This is a genomic window from Aestuariibius violaceus, assembly GCF_040779325.2.
Classification (GTDB): domain Bacteria; phylum Pseudomonadota; class Alphaproteobacteria; order Rhodobacterales; family Rhodobacteraceae; genus Aestuariibius; species Aestuariibius violaceus.
The window spans coordinates 92,764-109,592 of sequence record NZ_JBFONT020000003.1 but is presented as its reverse complement, the minus strand read 5'-3'; the positions used below and the strand labels follow the sequence as shown (position 1 = coordinate 109,592).

Sequence of the window (16,829 nt, the reverse complement as noted above, 5' to 3'; positions counted from 1 at the left end):
CGGCGGCTCAATCGTCGCCGATCTCCACCCCATCCCGCCGGTCGTTGTGCCGGCTCCGCCCGTGGTTGCGGTCCTCGGGCTCGTCCACACCGGTGAACACGACCCCGCCGGCGACGAAACTGTCCGGCCCCTCCGGCTCAAGCTCACACGCCGCCAGGGCCATCAGACACACCAGTCCCGCTGTCATTCTCACGATCATCATCCCTACCTCACAGCCCGTTGACCGGCACCTTCAGCATCGGCCGCCCGTCGTCATCCTTCGGCACTTCGCCCGCCCGCATGTTCACCTGCAGCGACGGGATGATCAGCTTGGGCATCGCCAGCTGCCTGTCCCGCTCCGTCCGAAAGCGCACGAAGTCTTCCCGGCTCTTGCCGCCGCCCACATGGATGTTGTTCGCCTTCTCCTCGGCCACCGAGGTCTCCCAGGCGATGTCCCGTCCGCCGGGCCCGTAATCGTGGCACATGAAAAGCCGCATCTCATCGGGCAACGCCAGGATCTTCTGGATCGAATCGTACAGCTCCCCCGCATCCCCGCCGGGAAAATCCGCCCGCGCCGACCCTCCGTCGGGCATGAACAGCGTATCACCGACGAAAGCCGCATCGCCCATCACATGCACCATGCAGGCCGGCGTATGGCCCGGCGTCGCCATCGCGAAACACGCCATCTCGCCCACCTGATACGTGTCGCCATCGACGAACAACGCATCGAACTGCGATCCGTCGCGCTGGAACTCCGTGCCTTCGTTGAAGATCTTCCCGAAGGTCTCCTGCACCTCCATGATCTTCTCGCCGATCCCGATCCTGCCGCCCAGCTCCTGCTGAATGTAGGGCGCCGCGCTCAGGTGATCGGCATGGACATGGGTTTCGATGATCCACTCCAGCCGCAACCCGCCCTCGCGGATATGGGCGATTATCGCATCGGCATGTCCGTAGGTGATCCGCCCGGCCGCATAGTCGATATCCATGACGCTATCGATCACCGCACAGGCGTCCGAGGCGGGGTCCGTCACGATATAGCTGATCGTGTTGGTCGCTTCGTCGAAAAAGCCCGTCACCTCGGGGTGCACCGCCATATCCACCGGGTAATTCATCGCCTGTCCTCCCGTCCGCACCGCCATTCTGCGTCTGCCCGGACCGGAGGCAAAGGAGAAATCGCCGCAGGCACCCTCCAAAAGAATTTCCCCGGCTCAAAACACGAGCCGGGGAAGAGCATCTCAAAAGACTTTATCGAAACAAAAACAAGTCACTCGTTACCAACCGTCCCTTCCGGACAGCCGCTGCAGGCTCCCGAAGGGAACCGAAACGCCGGGGAGCGTTTCGGTTCAGCGCCCTGCACCACAACCCAGCCGCCAAGTAGCCGGCATCACAGCACAGGCCGCGTCACCGCCACGTCCGGCCCCACTCCAACCGGAACTCCACCGGCCCGAAGACCGGATCGGCGACGATGATATTGGATCACCTGAGACGAACCGAGATTCGTCCCGTCCCGGACCGATACGCCACGGTACCGCCAGCTTCGAACCGCGGGCCCTTGGCTGCACACGGTAACCACTTCGAAGCAGGCGAAACCGCTCACTAGACGCATCGGGCCAAAGCCCCCAGCAACCCTTCGCAAACCACACGGCGCAAAACACGCGCCAGAGTAACAACGGTACCAACTCCCGAAGGCTCCTGGCTGCCACTCCTGTCACCCGTTCGCCTTCGACACCCGTGTGATGCCACGTGTGAACGGCGTGTTCTGTGACCCGCTTCACAGAAGCAAGATTATTTTAACCTAGATGAAACCGATCTCGGCATGGGCCTCGAGCGCCAGACGGTCCTCGACGGTGATCGTCGACCGGCCCACCGTCACGATCCCCTCTTCCCGCCACCGCCCCAGCGTCTTGGACACCGCTTCGCGCGAGGCGCCGATGAAATCGGCCAGCTCTGCCTGGGACAGGGCCAATTTGCCGTCCAAAGCCCCGTGCCGGGTCAGATGCAGAAGCTTGCGCGCCAGCCGCGCGGGCATCGGCAGAAAGACCTGCTCGTGCAATTGTCGGCTGACCGAGCGCAGCCGCTGGCCCGCCAGAAGGATCAGATCGCTTGCCAGATCAGGCTGCCGGGCCACCTGCGCGAACAGATCGGCCCGCCGGACCGATCGCAGCGTACATGGCTCCATCGCGGTCACGGTGGCGGTCCGCCGCCCGCCGTCGAACAACGCGATCTCACCAAAAACGTCTCCCTTGCGGAATACGTCCAGCGCCAGCTTCCGCCCCTCACGTGACACCACGCTGACCTCGACCGTCCCCATCTCGACGACATAAAGCGCATCGCCCGCCTGCCCCTGCTCGAACAGGATCTCGCCATCGGCCAGATGGACAGGTATCGCAATCGTCCGAAACGCCTCAAGCAGCGGGGCGGGAGCATCCGCAAGAAATCCCGTCGTCGCAGCCTTGTCGAAGGCCTGTCGCGCGGCATCGTTCATGTTTGTCGCCCCGTGGAGTGGAAACGGAAAGCGTGCACACTTATCAGATTGTTCGCCCTAAGGATGTCCCGGGCGGGCGATCACAGTCAAGTGACCGCACCCACTGGCTCTGTCAACCCGGACTGACGTCTACATCGCTCGGCCAGCGGCCCCATCCCCAGCGCGCGTGCGGCAGTCTCGGCGGCCTCCAGCAAGGCCGGTCCCTCCTCTGCCGCGCCGCCGCGCAGCAGGGCGCTGCCCCGGACATACCGCGCCCAGGCGGCATTCGCCGCTTCGCCCGACCGGTCGCAGACCTCCTCCAGCTCAGCCGCGATGCGGATCGCCTCCGCATCCTCTCCGGCCCGCAGCATCACCTGCCCGGCCCAGCGCAGGCAGAGCGACCGCATCGCGGCCAGCTTCAGCGCCGTGACCCGCTCCAGCGACAGCCGTGCCATCGGCACCGCCTCCCCGTGCCGCCCGTCCTGCGACAGCGCGTAGGCCAGGCAGGCCAGCACCCGCGGCAGCAGCAGCACCACATCCGTCGTCTCGCACAGCTCCCGCGCCCGCTCCAGATCGGGGATCGCCGCCGGATCGCCCTTCAGGGCGCGCACGCCTCCCAGCGCCAGATGCCCCTGCACCCGGTCGAAGGGGCGGCCATGGGCCTCGCCCACCTCCTTGGCCCATAGCGCCCAGTCTTCGGCCTCATCGAACCGGCCCAGTTCCGCCAGGCACCAGGCGAGATACCCGCCCGAGACGACCGACGGCAGCGCATACATCCCGAAGCGCTGATCGGCATCGGCCTCGCGCAACAGGCGGCAGTTCTCTTCCAGATCGGTGACGGCCTCGCGGAAGGCGCCCGTGGCATAAAGCGACAGCCCCAGAATGAACCGCGTCGTCACGACCAGCCCCTTGTCGCCAAGCGCCTCGCCCCGCGCCAGCGCCTTGCGTCCTGCGGCGATGGCGGCGGCCCAATCGCCCACCAGCCAGTGATAATGCGACAGGTAGGACAGCACCTGCGCGATCCGCGCCTCGTCCCCGATCAGCCGCGCCAGCCGCTCTGCCTCGGCCAGATGGTTCGGGATCTCCCCCTGCCGTCCCACCGGCAAGAGAGCATTGCGCAGGATCAGCCGCAGCTGAACCGCCTCTTCCGCATCGTCCGCGCCGATCAATCCGATCGCGTGCTCGAAGCACCCGATCGCGTGCTGGCTGGCTGACTGAGACATCGCGGTCTCGCCCGCCTCTCGCAAATAGGCCCGCGCCGGCGCCAACTGGCCCGACCGCTCCGCATGATGGGCCAGATCCTCCGGCGCGACCTTCCGTCCATCACCTCGAACCTCCTTAAGCAGCCCGAAGATCCGCCCGTGCTGCTGCACCCGCTCGTCCTTCAGCAGCCCCGAATAGGCCACGTCATGGGTCAGCGGATGCTTGAAAGCGATCTGCCGGTCCTCTCCCACCCCCGAAAGGCGCAGGAAATCCCCCTCCTCCAGCGCCGCCAGGATCGCCTCCAGCCGCCCCGCATCCCGCCCCGCCAAGGGCGCCAGCAACGGCAACCCGGTCCGAAACCCGAACACGGCCGCCAACGTCAAAATTCGCTTCTCCCGTCCCGCCAGTCGGTCGATCCGGGCGGCCACGACATCCTGCACCCGCGCGGGCAGATCCCCCGCCTCCAGCGCCCGGTCCTGCCGCCAGCCGTCGCCGTCTTTCACCAGCACGCCCGAAGCGATCAGCGCCCGCACGATCTCTTCCAGAAAAAACGGGTTCCCCCCGGTCCGCTCACTCAAGGTCGCCCGCAGCTCCGCCAAAGCCGGATCGCTGCCAATCATCGCCACCAGCAGATCCTCGGACCCCGCCGCCTCAAGGCAATCCAGCGCAATCTCCTCCGCCTCCCCGCTGAACCGATACCCTTTCCGGAAACAGCACAGCATCAGAACCGGCAGACCCGACACATCCAGCTGCTGCACCAGATCGGCGCTGTCCCGGTCGATCCACTGCAGATCGTCAAACAGCAGCAGAACCGGCCCTTTCCCCGCCTGCATCTCCAACACCGCCTGCACCGCCGCAAAGATCCGCTTGCGCCGCGCCGTCGCCTCCAGCGCATCCCACGCTTCGTCCGGCGCGTTCCGGAACAGCGCCCGGATCGCGGGCAGATGCGGCGCCAAAGCCGGATCCGCGTCGTCCACGCAGGGTGCCAAGGCCTCCCGGATCCCGCTGAACGCCTGCGGCACCCGGTGCGACAGCCCCGTCGCGGGCAGCACCCGCCAGCGCCCCGCATCCAGCCGCCCCGTGAATTCCTCGATCAGCCGGGATTTCCCGACCCCTGGCTCCCCCGACAGCGTCACAACGCGGCCCGCGCCACCCTCCGCTTCGCCCGCCAGGTCCAGCAGCCGCGCCAGCTCCGCCTCCCGGCCCACCAGCGGCACCGCAGCCCCGTCCGTCGACTTCCGCCAGCGCTTGGCCATCCCGGTCAGCCGGAACAGCCCCACCGGCGCCTCCAGCCCCCGCACATGCCCTTCACCCAACGGCACCACATCCGCGTCCGACCCCACCAGATCCAGCACCGCCTGCGAGATCAGGACCGTCCCCGGCTCCGCCATCTTCTCCAGCCGAGACGCCACATGCGCCGTCCGCCCGAAGGCCGTGTATTGCTGCTCGAACCCCTCGCCGCGCTCCTTCATCACGACGACGCCCGAATTGATGCCCACCCGCACCGACAGATCCGGCCCCTCCCGCGCTTCGGCAAAATGCGCCTGGATCGCGAGGCCGGCATTGCAGGCCCGGAACGCGTGATCCTCCTGCGCGTGCGGCGCCCCGAAAACGGCCATCACCCCGTCGCCCATCGCCTGCACGACGGTGCCGCCGAATTCCCGCGTCAGCTCCGCCAGCGGGTCCAGCACGCTTTCCAGCAGCACCGTCGCCGCCTCAGGATCCTCTGCCAAAAGCTCCAACGACCCCGTCAGATCCGCAAACAGGATGGTGACGTTCTTGCGCTCGCTCTCGAAGGCGCGCACGACGCCGCCTTCCCCCTCCGCATGGAGCCGAACCCCACACCGCCGGCAGAACCGATCCTCGAAATCCACCCGCATGTCGCACCGCGGACATTGCTCCAGCAGCAGCGTATCGCAAACCCTGCACCGCCCGCCGACAGGCTTGGTCTCGCTCTGGCAGGCCGGGCATTCCATCGGCACCTCCGGATCGGGCGATCTTTCAAAGGACTTGCACATGCGGGCCGGGGCGCAGATGGTCCCCTTGCCCCCAGGTCACCCTACCACCTGCGTACCTTCGGAGGAACTAATGTCAAGAATACGCTCCACATTTCAAACGTTTGGCTTTGCCATCCTTACCGCCTTGCTGGCCACCAACGTGCACGCCCAGGCGCGGGACTTCACCGAGGCCGAACGCGCGGCCGTCGGCGAAATCGAAGACCTGCGCAACGGCTGGGTCGAAGCCTACCGCGCCCAGGACGTCGAGGCGATCTCGCGATTCTACCACCCAGACGCGACCTTCGCCGGCACGCTCCAGCCCTTCTGGCTGGAAGGCGGGGACGCGATCCAGGATCTCTGGGCGCGCTACTTCGCGGCCTGGGACAGGGTCAACATCATCTTCCGCCAGCCCACCGTCCAATTCTACGACACGGCCGTCCAGGAAGAGGGGCAAGAGCCGATGGTCGCGGTCGAAACCGGCTATCTCGAAATGTTCATGGTCGAGGATGACGAAACCGACGACCAAGGCCGGACGATCAGAGAGGGGCGGGTCGTCATCACCAACATCCGCTACTCCATCACCCGCGTCTTCACCCGTGAAAACGGCTGGCAGATCGCCAGCATGAATGTGGCCCGCCTGCCCGGCACCGAATAATCAGAACGCGCCGCGGCCTCATGTATGGGGGTGGCCGCGGCGCAATCGCTGATCCGGAAGTCCGCGTCAGATCGCCTTCCGGCCAAGGCGGCGGCCTTGGCAAAACCCCGGTGCATCTTCATGATCCACTTTCCGTCAAGCCTCCTGATCAGCCAACCGGTTGGGCAGGACCCAGACCCGGATTGAAGACCTCAGGATGCCTGACCCCGACACCGCCGACAAAAGCCTGAAATCGCAGGAAATTTCCCTCAAGGCCCTGCCGCTTTTCCTCGAGAAGGGCTATGCTGGCACGTCGATGAGCGCGATTGCCCGCGTCGCCGGGATCACAAAGGCGACGCTCTACCACCACTTCGCCTCCAAAGAGGATCTCTTCGTCGCCGCCACCGTGGCCGACCCAGAAGGGCTGATGGACGATCTCCGTCGCCTTTCCGAAGACAGAACGAGCGATCCCGAGGCCCGGATGCGCGCCGCACTCCGGATCTGCTACGACATGATCGTCGAAAGCCCCGCCGGGCGCCTCACCTCCGTCATTGCCGAAACCGCGGGCCGCATCCCGGCCGTGGCGACCGGCTTCTACACACGCTTCATCGTGCCCTTCGAAATCGCGCTCAACGCGATCCATGCCGATGGTGTGGCCAGCGGCCAGTTCCGGCCCATGCCCCAGCACCATGTCCATGCGCTCGTTGCGGGGCCGCTCCTCGAAATCAGCCTGGGCCGCGCCATGTGGGCCGCGACGCCCGAGATTGCATCGGCGCGCGCCCACCAGACCAGTCCCGACGCCTATATCGACATGCTGATGGGCACGCTCTTGGCCACCGCCTAGCCCATCATCTCGCGCAGCACCGCATCCGGGCCGGAAACCCGCGCCGGCTCCGCCCGTGCGATGGCAGGTGTCTGGCGCAGCCAACTGCCCTCTTCCACGCAGTCCAGCATGAAATGCGCCAGATCCCCGTGCCGGGTCCGGATCAGGTCGCGCGGGATCACATCCTCCGCCACGACATAATCGCCCGTCATCGGCGCATCCAGCAGCCAGCCCGGCCGCACCGCCGTCCAATCGATCGTCTGCTTGCCGCGCAGGAACCACTCCATCTGCTTCATCTCGCTCACGACCGACGACAGCCCGACCAAAGCCGCTGCCCGAAACCAGATCGGCCCGCGCTTCAGAGTTTCGACGAAACTCGCCGAGATCACGACAAGCCGCGTCACACCGCATTCCTCCATGGCCGAGACGATCTTCTGCGTCCCTTCCGTGTAGAGCGGCGGCGGGTTCAAAATGGTCTTGAGCCCCGCATCGAGGCCGAGGGCTGAGATAACCGCATAGGCCCCCTGCATCACCTCCGTCAGGTCATCTTTCATCACGTCCAGCTCGTAATGCACCACCGCATCGCCATCGGCCGCATCGAACGGCCGCTCGTGTTCGACCGCCCGCACCTGATGGCCCCGCGCCTTGGCCTGCCGCACAAGTTCCAGACCCGTCGCCCCGCCGGCCCCGAAAATCACCACTGTCTTGCTCATGACCATACTCCTAACTCTCCCCACCCAACCGGCGAGCCAAGCGGACCGTTCCGCGCTAGACTGCCGCAGGAGGAGAAGCACCGATGTCCGACAACAAGACCCAAGCCACCGATGCCAGCGTCGCGGATTTCATCGCAGCCATCGACCACCCGGTCCGCCGCGCCGATGCCGACCGGCTCGACGCGATCTTCCGCGAGGTGACGGGCTGGACCCCGCAGATGTGGGGCCCCACCATCATCGGCTACGGCCGCTACCATTACCGCTATGACAGCGGACGCGAGGGCGACTTCCTCGCCACCGGCTTCAGCCCGCGCAAGGCCAACCTCTCGCTCTACATCATGCCGGGTTATGCCGACCGCCAGCATTTGCTCGACCGGCTCGGCAAGCACAAGACGGGCAAGGCCTGCCTCTATGTGGGCAAGCTCGCCGATATCGACGAGGCTGTCCTGCGCGAGATCATCCGCGACGGCCTCGACGATCTCGCCACCCGGTGGGAGGTCTTCCCCGAATAGGCAAAGATCCTCTCCTGCGTAGATGCGAACAGGGTCTGCGCGGCCCATGGGAATTGCCTTATGCCCAATTCGCGCGAGATGTGTGGGGTCACACAACGCTCCAAAGGAGAACTCGACGCCATGATCCGCACGCTCACCGCCGCCCTTGCCGCGACAGTGCTCGCCGCCCCCCTCGCCGCCGAACCGGTGCCCTACACGTTCGACGCGAGCCACAGCCAGGTCATCTTCAGCTACAACCACCTCGGCTTTTCAACGACCTACGGCATGTTCTCCGGCTTCGAGGGTGAGATCATGTTCGACGAGGAAAATCCCGAGAATTCCTCAGTCAGCGTCTCCATGCCCGTCACCATGATGTTCACCGGCTGGGAACAGCGCGACCAGCACTTCATGAGCGAGGATTTCTTCAACGCCTCCGCCCAGGCCGATGCCGGCAACGACATGGTGAGCTTCGAATCCACCTCGATCCAGGTCACGGGCGAGAACACCGCGAACATCACCGGCAACCTCACCATGAACGGCATCACCAACGAGGTCGTGCTCGAGACCACGCTCAACCAGTCGCAGCCCTTCCCCTTCGGCCCGAACGAAGGCGTGCCGACGCTCGGCTTTGACGCCACGACGACGCTCAGCCGCGAGGCGTTCGGCGTCGGCGCCTTCGCGCCCGCCGTCGGTGACGAGGTCGAGGTGATGATCTCGCTCGAGGCGCAACAAGCCAGCTAAACCGACTTCATTCCAAGCGACGGGCCGTCCATCTGGGCGGCCCGTTTCCGTTTCAGCGTTCCCGCGCGGTCAGCTCGATCGTCACGCCGACCTCAAATCCCGGATCCGACTCGCCGCTGCCGATCCCGTAATTCCGCCGGTCCAGCACCGTCTCGCCCTGCATCTGCGCCGTCCCGTCTGCAATGGACAGCGTGAACGGCAGCATCACCGGCGCCTCTATTCCTTTCAGCGTCAGCGTCCCGTCGGCAAAATAGGTGCCGTCGCCCTCGCCCGGCAGAATCACCGCGTCAAAGACTGCGCGCGGATGGGTCTCGACATCGAAGTAATCGCTGCCCATCGCCTGCTGCGTCACCGATCCGAGCGTCAGTGACCCGATATCGATCGACACCTCCACCGCGCCCGTCCCGGTGCCCTCGTCGAATTCGATCTCCGCCGTCCAGTCGTTGAACTGCCCGTTCACCGGCGATCCGAACTGTTCGACCGTGATCGACAGCGAACCCGCCTCGACGGCCCAGTTGCCCCCGGCAGATGCCCGGTTCGACTCCGCGACATCCGGGCGCGGCGCGGCCGAGACATCGTACATCCCCAGCCCCGCGCCGATCCCCAACGCCGCCACATAGACCACGACCGTCGCGATCACCGGCGCGCGCCCGTGATCCGGCCGCAACGTCGACAGCTGCGGCAGCTCGGTCCAGCCGAACCACATCCGCCGCAAGGTCGCGTCCCGGTCGATGAAATGGTGCTTCAGTGCGCCGATCACATGCAGCGCCAGCGCAAAGATCAGCACCCGTTCGAAGATGATATGCAGATGCCCCGCCAGCTGCTCCAGCGTGTAGGATTTCGGCACGAAGGGCAGATCCTGCCCGATCGGCAGCCAGATCGGCGCAAACCCGGTCGAGGCCGCATGGCTCACCCACCCGGCCAGCGGCACGAGGATCAGCGAGGCGTAGAGCAGCCAATGCACCGTCTCGGCCAGAAACGTCTCGACCCGGCGCTTGGGATGCAACGGCACGGGCTTCTTCTGGATCAGGCTCCAGAGGATCCGCAGGACCGCCACCCCGAACAGGATGATCCCCAGCGTCTTGTGCAGCGAAAACCAGAACCCCGCCCGGGCGCCATAGGCCGCCGGATCGGCCTCGGCCAGATGGGCCAGATTGCTTGCATAGATCCCTAGCGGGATCAGCGTCGCGATCAGCAGCATCACCGTCCAATGGAAGGTTTTCGCGATGCCCCCATAGCGGATGTCGGTATTGCGAAGCCCCATCTCGGTATCCTCTGCGCGGTCAGCCCAGAACCTAGTCCAGCCATCCGCCCCGGGAAAGTGCTGCAACGCAGAGCACCTGTGTGGTGTTACGTCAACGTCATTTTGACGCGGGACAGCGCGAACAGCGCCAGCGCCGTGCAGACGATCGTCGGGCCCGCAGGCGTGTCCTGCCACGCCGCGATCTGCAAACCGCCCAGCGCAGACGCCGCCCCGATCACCGCCGCGATCCCCGCCATCGCCTCGGGCGTCCGGGCCAGCGGCCGCGCCGCCGCCGCCGGAATGACCAGCAGCGCACCGATCAGCAGAACGCCCACCACCTCGATCGCGATCGCGACCGTCAGCGCCAGCGTCACGGTCAGCACCAGCTCCGTCCGGTCCGGGTCGATGCCCGAGGCGCGGGCCAGGTCCGGATCCAACGTCGCCGTCAGCAGCGCCGTCCAGCGCGCGGCCAGCAGCGCCAGGATCACCACCGCCCCGCCCCAGATCACCGCCAGATCCGTGCGCGACACCGTCAGGATGTCGCCGAAGAGCAGGCTTTCCAGGCTGATCGCCGGGATCGGCAGCAGCGCCGCTGCCACCAGCCCTGCCGCCAGCGCCCCGTGGGCCAGCACACCCAGCGCCGTGTCCCCGGTCAACCGGCGCCCGGTCAGGCTCCCGATCGCGAGCGCCATCAGGAACGCCGTCGCCAGCGCACCGAAGGCGGGCGAGACGTTGAAGGCCAGCGCGAAGGCGATCCCCAGAATGGCGGAATGCGAGGTCGCGTCACTGAAATAGGCCATCCGCCGCCAGACGACGAAGCACCCCAAAGGCGCCGCCGCCAGCGCCGTGCCCAGCCCGGCAAGCATCGCCCGTGTCAGAAAATCGTCAAGCATCTGAGGGTCTTACACTACTCTTTACTCTGCGGCGTGGTCGTGGCTGTGATCGTGCTCGTGCCGGTAAAGCGCCAGCGCCCCGCCCGTGCCCGTACCAAAGAGCGCCCGGTATTCAGGGGCCGAGGCGACAGCATCCGGACGCCCCTCGCAGCAGACATGCCCGTTGAGGCAGATCACCCGGTCTGACGCTGACATGACCACATGCAACTCGTGGCTCACCAGCAGAACCGCACACCCCGTCTCGTTCCGTACCGCTTCCAGCCGCCGGTAGAACGCCGCCGATCCCGGCTGGTCCAGCCCTGTCGTCGGCTCGTCCAGCAAAAGCAGTTGCGGCGCCCCCAGAAGGGCCCGCGCCAGCAGCACCCGCTGCGTCTGCCCGCCCGACAGATCCGCCAGCTGCCGGTCCGCCAGATCCGCCGCCCCCGCATGTTCCAAGGCCGAGTTCAGCTCTGCCTTCGACCGCCGCGCAGGCAGCGACAGGAACCGCTTCACCGTCATCGGCAGCGTCGCATCGGGCCGCAGCCCCTGCGGCACATAGCCGATGCTCAGCCCCGGCTGCCGCACGATCCGCCCCTCCGACGGCACCTCCGCCCCGATCAGGGCCTTCAGCAATGTCGTCTTGCCCGACCCGTTCGGGCCCACGATCGTCACGATTTCCCCCGGCTCGATCGCCAGCGACACATGATGCAGCGCCACACGCCCGTCCCGCCGGACGGTGAGGCGTTCCGCCGAAATCAGGCTCACGGCCGCGCCGCCTGACAGGCCGGGCAGGTTCCCGTCGCCTCGACCGTCGTCGCCTTCACCTTGAACCCCGCCGCCTTCGCCGCCGGCCCCACCGCCGCAGGCGCCTCCGTCTCGGCCACGGTCTCGCAATCGGTACAGATCAGAAAGGCCGGGTTGTGCGCCTCGCCCGGATGGGTGCAGGCGATATAGGCGTTCAGCCGCTCGATCTTGTGGGCCAGACCATGGGCCGTCAGGAACTCCAGCGCCCGATAGGCTGTCGGTGGCTTGGCACTGAACCCGTCCGCCCCCAGCCGGTCGAGGATCTCGTAGGCCCCCAGCGCCTTGTGCCCCGTCAGCAGGATCTCCAGCACCCGGCGCCGCAGCGGCGTGAACTGCAACCCCTCCCGCGCACACAACGCCTCGGCCGCGCCCAGCGTCTGGGCGATGCAGCCGGAATGGTCGTGGGGAGTGAAGCCTGACTGGGACATGCCCCTTGCCCTTAGCAGATGTGCTCTATAACGGGGATATGTTATACTATAACAAAGGACAAGAGAGATGAGACTACTGGCCCTGATCGCGACCTGCGCAGGCGGCACTGCCTTCGCCGAAACCCCGCGCGTCGTCACCGACATCCTGCCGGTCCACTCTCTCGCCGCCGCCGTGATGGAGGGCGCAGGCACCCCCACCCTCCTCCTCGGCCCCGGCACCGATCCGCACCACGCAGCCCTCAAACCCTCCCAGGCCGAAAGCCTGCAAGAGGCCGATATCGTCCTCTGGATGGGCCACGGCCTGACCCCTTGGCTCGAAGAGCCGATCGAGACCCTCGCCGGCAACGCAGATGTCCTTGAACTCGCCGACACCGAAGGCGCCGTCACCCATGAGATGCGCGGCGACCACGATGATCACGGGCACGGGCATGGCCACGATCACGGCGACACCGACCCCCACGGCTGGCTCGACCCCGTCAATGCTCGCCTCTGGCTCGAACTGCTGGCCGACACGTTGGCCGGGGCCGATCCCGACAATGCCACCCTCTACCGCAGCAACGCGGCCCGCGCGATCACCGATATCGACGCCGTGACAGCCGAAATCCGCACCCGCCTTGACGGCGCGCAGGGCGCCGTCCTCGTCGGCCACGACAGCCTGCAATATTTCGAGCAGCGTTTCGGCCTCGCCCATGCCGGCAGCCTGACCGATGCCAGCGATGCCGCCCCCGGCTCCAGCCATATCCGCGAGATGCGCGAGATCGCGGGCAACCGCACCACCGCCTGCCTGCTGACCGACCCCGAGACCTCCGCCGATCTCGTCGCCACCATCACCGACGGCACCGACCTGCCCGTGATCCCGGTCGACCCGCTCGGCACCGATCTCGACCAGGGCCCCGGCCTCTATCCGGCACTCCTGCGCGGGATCGGCGCCGCCTACGCCACCTGCCTGACCAGCACCAGCTGACTACTCCGCCGCCTCCCGGCGGGCCTCGGTGATGGTCTCCAGCGGCTCCTTGAAGGTCAGCGTCCGGTAGGGGAACGGGATCTCGATCCCCGCCTCGTCCAGCGCCCGCTTGACCGCCGCAACCACCTTGTCGCGGCTCTGGCGTTCGTCCAGCGGGGTGGATCCCGTCCACCACGTCACCTCGAAATTGATCGCACTGTCGGCGAATTCCCGGGCGAAGATCTGCACGTCCTTCACGTCGTCGCGCACGCTGTCGACGGCGCGCACGGCATCCTCGATCACCGTCCGCGCCTCATCGACATCCTCGCCATACGCCACGCCGCAGATCACCGTCGTCCGGCGCAGATTGCCCGCCGTCAGGATCGTCACCGGGTTCTTGAAGAACATCCCGTTTGGCGCCACCACGACCTGCCCGTCGGTCTTCCGCACATGGGTCTCGCGCACGCTGATCTTCTCGACCTGCCCCTCGATCCCCTCGCATTCGATGAAATCGCCGATCCGGAACGGCTCGCGCATCAGCAGCATCAGCCCGGCAAAGAAATTCTCCAGCGAATCCTTCGCCGCAAAGGCCACCGCCAGACCGCCCACACCGGCGGCCGCGAAGATATTCCCGATCGAGATCGTGGGGAACGCGATCGTCGCCGCAATCAGCACGCCCATCAGCCACAGCCCCACCGTCGCCACCATCAGGGCCACCTCGATCAGCGCCCGCCGCATCCGGGCCCGCCGCATCGCCTTGGGCAGCAGCCACCGCACCAGCCGGACAAGGCCCCACACGAAGAACAGAAAGACCAGCGCCATCACAAGCTGCGGTAGCACCCGCCAGAACGCGGTCATATACCCTTCCAGCTGGTCCCGCATCGGCCCGGGCAACACGTTCCACAGCTCACTCAGAAAATCGGACATCGCGGCGGCCCCTCCTTTCGGGGTCAACCGGGCGGGGGCAGGACCGGTTCCTCCTGTCGCGGGGCGGCGGGCAAGGTGCCCGGCACCTCGAGCAGCCCGATCCGGTCGACCTCGGCCTGCAGCCAGTGCCGGTCAAGCCGGTCGAGCGGCAGACCCAGGAAGGCCGTCACCCGCAGCTCCAGCGTGCGGTAGGCGTTCCAGAACGCCAGATGCCGCTCCGACAGCGTGCCGGTGGCGGTGACGGGATCGGGCATCCCCCAATGGGCGCGGATCGGCTGCCCCGGCCAAGCCGGGCAAACCTCCCCCTCCATGCGATCACAGACGGTGATGACGAAATCGACGGGCGGCGCCCCGGCGCCCGCGAAAGCCGTCCCGCCTTTCGGCCACAGGGCAGAGGTGTCATGCCTCTTCCGCTTCAGAAGACGGATCGCCGAGGGATGCGGGGCGCCCGCCGGATGCGACCCGGCCGAAAACGCCCGGACCCGCCCTGCCCCGTCGCGGTTCAGGATCGCCTCAGCCATCAGGGACCGGGCCGAATTGCCGGTGCCGAGAATGAGTATCGTTCTGAGGTCATCCATCGCCGTCTCATGGTAAGGCCGACTGGCTTAACTCAAGGTTAATGCAGGCCGGATCACGCCGCCCGAAACCGGGCGGCGCGCCTTATCTGGGGGCGGCGCGGGTCGGGCCGCGGCCCGGGCCGAAGGCGTCGAACAGCCGCCGGAACAGGCCGCCGCCGCCCGGCTCCGCCACATAGCGCGGATCAGAAGTCGGATCGGGCTCGGTCCGCGCCACATGGGAAAAGGTCGGCCCCGACAGCGTCCCGACGACATAATAGCCGGACGTTGGGCCAATCGGATGGATGACCAATCGTTCAGGCGCACTGCGCCGGGTGACATGCCGCTCATGCGGCGGCAAATGGGCAGTCTCGACCCGGTGGTCGACCGCAAAAAACGGGGGATGCATTGGATGTCCTCTCGGGATGGAAATTGCCGCGAGGTCGGGCGGCAGATAGAGTGCTGCGGGGGCGCTAAGGCCTTACCTGATAAGATGTCCTTCCATACGTGCAGCCTCCATTCCGAGTTTCGGTCCGGGCCGGATAACAGATTCGTGCGCTTGACCCAACGGAAAACTCTCGCATAAGCGGAATTCCTGCCATCCCCCGACAGCCGCATCCCATCGTCCGTCGCGAATACGTCGCCCCGACCAATAGGCGGCCGCCTATGGATCGGCGGGCGGGGCTCCCCGGCGACACCCGCCAAGCCCCTGATATTCATCGATTTGGCAAATTCGAATCCCGTGGCCCCTGTCCGACGGAAAGATGACGGAAGGCCGACGGGCCGGTCTTCCCGAAAGTCGCCGATCTCATCCGCTGCAGGGCGGTCCTGCTCCTCCGCGACTGGTTTCGCTTGGACACACAAACTATCTCGCAAGCACCTGATATTGCTTACCTAATATGTCTCCGCAACACCCATCGCGCGCATGGCTCAGACCTCGTAAACCAGTCCGCCCTACCCCGTCTCCCGCGCCTTTTCGAAGACCCGGTCGATCACCACCTGCGTCCCTTTCGAAAATTCCAGCGGGCAGGGATAGTCCGTGCCCTCGCGAACCGACCGGCAGAAGGCCTCGACCTGCCGGACGTACTGGTTGATCGCCGGATACCGCCAGACCTCGAACGCGTCACCTCGGCGCAGCTCGACCTTTGGCTCGGTAAAGGTCAGCGGCCGGAACGGCGCGTTCAGCCGGATGACGCCGTCCTCGCCAAGGAACGTCATCTCCTGATGCCGATGCATCCGCATCGACGTTAGCCATTGCGCCGTAAAGCCTTGAAATTGCGCTGAAACATTGGCGACCACATCCACCCCGTTCTCCCACTCGATCCGGGCGCTGACGATCTCCTCCGGCTCCTGCCCCGTGGCAAATCTGGTGGATCCATAGATATAGACCCCAATATCCGGGATCCCCCCGCCCCCCTTCGCGGCATCGTTCCGGATGTTCCCGGTGTCGCTGGCATTGTTGTAGGCGAACAGCGCCTGCACGTGGCGCAGCCGCCCTATCGCCTTGTCTTCAATCAGGTTTCTGATGTGCTGCCACTGCGGGTGGTGGAGGATCATATAGGCCTCCGCCGCCAGCCGCCCGGCCTTGTTCCGCGCCGCAATGACCCGGTCGAAATCCCCGGCCTCCATCGCCAAAGGCTTCTCGCACAGCACGTGCTTTCCGGCCGCCAAGGCCTTCAGCGTCCAGTCCACATGCAGGTGGTTCGGCAGCGGAATATAGACCGCATCGACCTCCGGGTCAGCCAGCAGCGCGTCATAGCCCACGACCCGCACCCCCGGCGCAAACGCCTGAAACGGCGCCGCTTTTTCAGGAGAGGAGGTCGCCAGCGCCACCAGTTCCGCCCCGCGCGCCGCATGGATCGCGGGGGCCATATCCGTCAACGCAAACTTTGCCGCCCCCAGGATCCCCCATCTCACAGACTCCATCCCGCCCTCCGTCATAAAACTGTCGCTCAACCTTTACGTTAGGTCCGCCTCACTGACATGATCCCCTGACAGTCTGACGGTCCACAC

The 16,829-nt window shown here is 66.3% G+C and carries 18 protein-coding genes; 5 read left to right on the top strand and 13 right to left on the bottom strand.

Annotated elements, in window-relative coordinates; translation table 11 throughout:
• Window positions 1-7: 7 nt before the first annotated feature.
• The 4 genes from AADZ90_RS12520 to AADZ90_RS12505 all read right to left on the bottom strand — a co-directional run bounded on the left by AADZ90_RS12520 (window position 8) and on the right by AADZ90_RS12505 (window position 5,622).
• Window positions 8-187 (bottom strand): hypothetical protein, encoded by a 180-nt coding sequence (locus AADZ90_RS12520; protein WP_367310350.1) that lies wholly within the window; start codon window positions 185-187, stop codon window positions 8-10.
• A 22-nt stretch (window positions 188-209) separates the two neighbouring features.
• On the bottom strand, window positions 210-1,091 hold the full coding sequence (locus AADZ90_RS12515) for an MBL fold metallo-hydrolase (RefSeq protein ID WP_367310349.1): 882 nt from the start codon (window positions 1,089-1,091) through the stop codon (window positions 210-212).
• A gap of 683 nt (window positions 1,092-1,774) precedes the next feature.
• Window positions 1,775-2,464 (bottom strand): Crp/Fnr family transcriptional regulator, encoded by a 690-nt coding sequence (locus tag AADZ90_RS12510; protein WP_367310348.1) that lies wholly within the window; start codon window positions 2,462-2,464, stop codon window positions 1,775-1,777.
• An 86-nt stretch (window positions 2,465-2,550) separates the two neighbouring features.
• Complete coding sequence (locus AADZ90_RS12505) at window positions 2,551-5,622, bottom strand: ATP-binding protein (protein WP_411997032.1); 3,072 nt, start codon at window positions 5,620-5,622, stop codon at window positions 2,551-2,553.
• 112 nt (window positions 5,623-5,734) lie between these two features.
• Between AADZ90_RS12505 and AADZ90_RS12500 the strand changes: the two genes are divergently transcribed.
• Together AADZ90_RS12500 and AADZ90_RS12495 are read left to right on the top strand one after the other, a co-directional pair.
• A complete protein-coding gene (locus tag AADZ90_RS12500) occupies window positions 5,735-6,298 on the top strand; it encodes a YybH family protein (RefSeq protein WP_367310346.1) in 564 nt (187 codons plus the stop codon).
• Window positions 6,299-6,494: 196 nt separating this feature from the next.
• Window positions 6,495-7,121 carry a TetR/AcrR family transcriptional regulator gene (locus AADZ90_RS12495; RefSeq protein ID WP_367310345.1) on the top strand — a complete coding sequence of 209 codons (627 nt, stop codon included), beginning with the start codon at window positions 6,495-6,497 and terminating at the stop codon, window positions 7,119-7,121.
• On the opposite strand, the gene AADZ90_RS12490 is transcribed toward AADZ90_RS12495, so the two are convergent.
• Window positions 7,118-7,813 (bottom strand): NAD(P)-dependent oxidoreductase, encoded by a 696-nt coding sequence (locus AADZ90_RS12490; RefSeq protein WP_367310344.1) that lies wholly within the window; start codon window positions 7,811-7,813, stop codon window positions 7,118-7,120. The genes AADZ90_RS12495 and AADZ90_RS12490 overlap by 4 nt on opposite strands.
• 83 nt (window positions 7,814-7,896) lie before the next feature.
• On the opposite strand from AADZ90_RS12490, the gene AADZ90_RS12485 reads away from it, so the two are divergent.
• Together AADZ90_RS12485 and AADZ90_RS12480 are read left to right on the top strand one after the other, a co-directional pair.
• Complete coding sequence (locus AADZ90_RS12485) at window positions 7,897-8,325, top strand: DUF1801 domain-containing protein (protein ID WP_367310343.1); 429 nt, start codon at window positions 7,897-7,899, stop codon at window positions 8,323-8,325.
• Window positions 8,326-8,445: 120 nt separating this feature from the next.
• Window positions 8,446-9,045: a YceI family protein gene (locus tag AADZ90_RS12480; RefSeq protein WP_367310342.1), complete on the top strand. Its 600-nt coding sequence runs from the start codon at window positions 8,446-8,448 to the stop codon at window positions 9,043-9,045.
• Between the two features lie 52 nt (window positions 9,046-9,097).
• On the opposite strand, the gene AADZ90_RS12475 is transcribed toward AADZ90_RS12480, so the two are convergent.
• The 4 genes from AADZ90_RS12475 to AADZ90_RS12460 are packed head-to-tail and all read right to left on the bottom strand — an operon-like array spanning window position 9,098 to window position 12,392.
• Entirely contained in the window at window positions 9,098-10,375 is a 1,278-nt protein-coding gene (locus AADZ90_RS12475; protein WP_367310341.1) for a cytochrome b/b6 domain-containing protein, read from the bottom strand.
• A 20-nt stretch (window positions 10,376-10,395) separates the two neighbouring features.
• Window positions 10,396-11,181: a metal ABC transporter permease gene (locus AADZ90_RS12470; RefSeq protein WP_367310340.1), complete on the bottom strand. Its 786-nt coding sequence runs from the start codon at window positions 11,179-11,181 to the stop codon at window positions 10,396-10,398.
• Window positions 11,182-11,202: 21 nt separating this feature from the next.
• Window positions 11,203-11,925, bottom strand: coding sequence for an ATP-binding cassette domain-containing protein (locus AADZ90_RS12465; protein WP_367310339.1), 723 nt, complete (start codon window positions 11,923-11,925; stop codon window positions 11,203-11,205).
• Complete coding sequence (locus tag AADZ90_RS12460) at window positions 11,922-12,392, bottom strand: Fur family transcriptional regulator (RefSeq protein ID WP_367310338.1); 471 nt, start codon at window positions 12,390-12,392, stop codon at window positions 11,922-11,924. The genes AADZ90_RS12465 and AADZ90_RS12460 overlap by 4 nt, the downstream gene beginning before the upstream one ends.
• Before the next feature lie 67 nt (window positions 12,393-12,459).
• Here AADZ90_RS12460 and AADZ90_RS12455 point away from each other — a divergent pair, with 67 nt between their 5' ends.
• A complete protein-coding gene (locus AADZ90_RS12455) occupies window positions 12,460-13,356 on the top strand; it encodes a zinc ABC transporter substrate-binding protein (RefSeq protein ID WP_367310337.1) in 897 nt (298 codons plus the stop codon).
• Here AADZ90_RS12455 and AADZ90_RS12450 read toward each other — a convergent pair whose 3' ends face one another.
• The 4 genes from AADZ90_RS12450 to AADZ90_RS12435 form a co-directional block, all read right to left on the bottom strand.
• Window positions 13,357-14,262, bottom strand: coding sequence for a mechanosensitive ion channel family protein (locus AADZ90_RS12450; protein ID WP_367310336.1), 906 nt, complete (start codon window positions 14,260-14,262; stop codon window positions 13,357-13,359).
• Window positions 14,263-14,285: 23 nt separating this feature from the next.
• Window positions 14,286-14,840 (bottom strand): arsenate reductase ArsC, encoded by a 555-nt coding sequence (locus AADZ90_RS12445; protein ID WP_367310335.1) that lies wholly within the window; start codon window positions 14,838-14,840, stop codon window positions 14,286-14,288.
• Window positions 14,841-14,922: 82 nt separating this feature from the next.
• Window positions 14,923-15,225 (bottom strand): hypothetical protein, encoded by a 303-nt coding sequence (locus AADZ90_RS12440; RefSeq protein WP_367310334.1) that lies wholly within the window; start codon window positions 15,223-15,225, stop codon window positions 14,923-14,925.
• A gap of 545 nt (window positions 15,226-15,770) precedes the next feature.
• Window positions 15,771-16,742, bottom strand: a complete 972-nt coding sequence (locus tag AADZ90_RS12435) for a Gfo/Idh/MocA family protein (protein WP_367310333.1) — start codon at window positions 16,740-16,742, stop codon at window positions 15,771-15,773.
• Window positions 16,743-16,829: the final 87 nt, after the last annotated feature.